Consider the following 1,659-nt stretch of genomic DNA (forward strand, 5'->3'; position numbering starts at 1 on the left):
GCCAGGCCTCAGCATTTTATTATGGTGATCCCCTGGGCGAAATGCGCCTGGTAAGCAGAGTTTTTGAAATGTAAGGCCTTTGAATAAGACAAAAGGCTGCCTCATCGCTAACTTTGCAACAGTGCCATTTTAAGCGTTATGCTAAGCCCAGGAAGCCGCAGGATCTTTTGAACCACAACTGCATTAACGTCCGCTATTCTGATACGAGTGGATTGTACGCCTGGGAATTCGAGAAAGATGCTCAGAAATTCAGTCTGAAAGTCAAAGGGCAATATATTGCGAACAGCACGATTCATCAGCTCGATGCAGCATTAGACGGGCTGGGGATTGCCTATATTCCCGAGTATGTTGCAGATGGATATATCAAAAGCGGCAAGCTGATTGCTGTTCTGACCGAGTGGTGTCCATATTTTGACGGCTACCATATTTATTATCCTCACCGCCGACAGGATTCTCCTGCGTTTATGGCTTTTCTGCAAGTTTTGCGTGACAGGTACAATAATGGAATAAGATAAATTTATGAGTAAAGGATTATGTCCACGATAAGCACCTGGGTCGATTCCTGGGAGGCGGCCATGAGGGTAGGGAAGCGCCGTCCCGTCAAGTCAGCGTAATGCTCTGCCAGTGTTACAACCAATTAACCAATTCTGATTAGAAAAACTCATCGAGCATCAAATGAAACTGCAATTTATTCATATCAGGATTATCAATACCATATTTTTGAAAAAGCCGTTTCTGTAATGAAGGAGAAAACTCACCGAGGCAGTTCCATAGGATGGCAAGATCCTGGTATCGGTCTGCGATTCCGACTCGTCCAACATCAATACAACCTATTAATTTCCCCTCGTCAAAAATAAGGTTATCAAGTGAGAAATCACCATGAGTGACGACTGAATCCGGTGAGAATGGCAAAAGCTTATGCATTTCTTTCCAGACTTGTTCAACAGGCCAGCCATTACGCTCGTCATCAAAATCACTCGCATCAACCAAACCGTTATTCATTCGTGATTGCGCCTGAGCGAGACGAAATGCGCGATCGCTGTTAAAAGGACAATTACAAACAGGAATCGAATGCAACCGGCGCAGGAACGCTGCCAGCGCATCAACAATATTTTCACCTGAATCAGGATATTCTTCTAATACCTGGAATGCTGTTTTCCCGGGGATCGCAGTGGTGAGTAACCATGCATCATCAGGAGTACGGATAAAATGCTTGATGGTCGGAAGAGGCATAAATGCCGTCAGCCAGTTTAGTCTGACCATCTCATCTGTAACATCATTGGCAACGCTACCTTTGCCATGTTTCAGAAACAACTCTGGCGCATCGGGCTTCCCATACAATCGATAGATTGTCGCACCTGATTGCCCGACATTATCGCGAGCCCATCTATACCCATATAAATCAGCATCCAGGTTGGAATTTAATCGCGGCCTCGAGCAAGACGTTTCCCGTTGAATATGGCTCATAACACCCCTTGTATTACTGTTTATGTAAGCAGACAGTTTTATTGTTCATGATGATATATTTTTATCGGCACTGTTGCAAATAGTCGGTGGTGATAAACTTATCATCCCCTTTTGCTGATGGAGCTGCACATGAACCCATTCAAAGGCCGGCATTTTCAGCGTGACATCATTCTGTGGGCCGTACGCTGGTAC

The 1,659-nt window shown here is 45.0% G+C and carries 2 protein-coding genes; one reads left to right on the forward strand and one right to left on the reverse strand.

The window, feature by feature from the left end:
• The first annotated feature begins 113 nt into the window (after positions 1-113).
• On the forward strand, positions 114-515 hold the full coding sequence (locus FTU01_RS15425; RefSeq protein WP_001183556.1) for a LysR substrate-binding domain-containing protein: 402 nt from the start codon (positions 114-116) through the stop codon (positions 513-515).
• A 136-nt stretch (positions 516-651) separates the two neighbouring features.
• Here FTU01_RS15425 and FTU01_RS15430 read toward each other — a convergent pair whose 3' ends face one another.
• A complete protein-coding gene (locus FTU01_RS15430; RefSeq protein ID WP_000018323.1) occupies positions 652-1,467 on the reverse strand; it encodes an APH(3')-I family aminoglycoside O-phosphotransferase in 816 nt (271 codons plus the stop codon).
• Between the last annotated feature and the right edge of the window lie 192 nt (positions 1,468-1,659).

Origin of the sequence: Acinetobacter sp. YH12043 (assembly GCF_013419915.1) — a bacterium.
GTDB lineage: Bacteria > Pseudomonadota > Gammaproteobacteria > Pseudomonadales > Moraxellaceae > Acinetobacter.

Coding starts and splice junctions, on each gene's coding strand:
- FTU01_RS15430 (WP_000018323.1), bottom strand. CDS start 1,467: ATGAGCCATATTCAACGGGAAACGTCTTGCTCGAGGCCGCGATTAAAT.